Annotated in this window: 1 protein-coding gene; it reads left to right on the top strand. The window is 57.5% G+C overall.

The genetic code is table 11. The features are described from left to right. The coding region (locus GPA22_RS22535; protein WP_211169317.1) for a PQQ-dependent sugar dehydrogenase at nt 1-395 on the top strand (395 nt) is incomplete at both ends.

The following is a 395-nucleotide window of genomic DNA, read 5'->3' as shown; positions in this document are numbered from 1 at the left end:
GCCTCGGTGAAAACAATCAACGCAGTACCGCGCAGGATCTCGACAAACTTCAGGGAAAAGTTGTACGCCTGACTGAAGAAGGCAAGGTGCCGGACGATAACCCGTGGCTGAATAAATCGGGCGTGCGCCCGGAAATCTGGTCTTACGGTATTCGTAACCCGCAGGGGATGGCGATGAATCCGTGGAGCGAGACATTGTGGCTGAACGAGCATGGCCCGCGCGGCGGTGATGAAATCAACATTCCGCAAGCGGGCAAAAACTACGGCTGGCCGCTGGCAACGCACGGTATTAACTACAGCGGGCTACCGATCCCCGAAGCGAAAGGGGAATCAGCGCCTGGCACCGAGCCGCCGCTTTACGTGTGGAAAAAATCACCGGCATTGAGCGGTATGGCG

Origin of the sequence: Aromatoleum toluvorans (assembly GCF_012910905.1) — a bacterium.
Lineage (GTDB): Bacteria > Pseudomonadota > Gammaproteobacteria > Burkholderiales > Rhodocyclaceae > Aromatoleum > Aromatoleum toluvorans.
The sequence above is the reverse complement of the archived record's forward strand: the minus strand, read 5'-3'. Positions and strand labels throughout refer to the sequence as shown.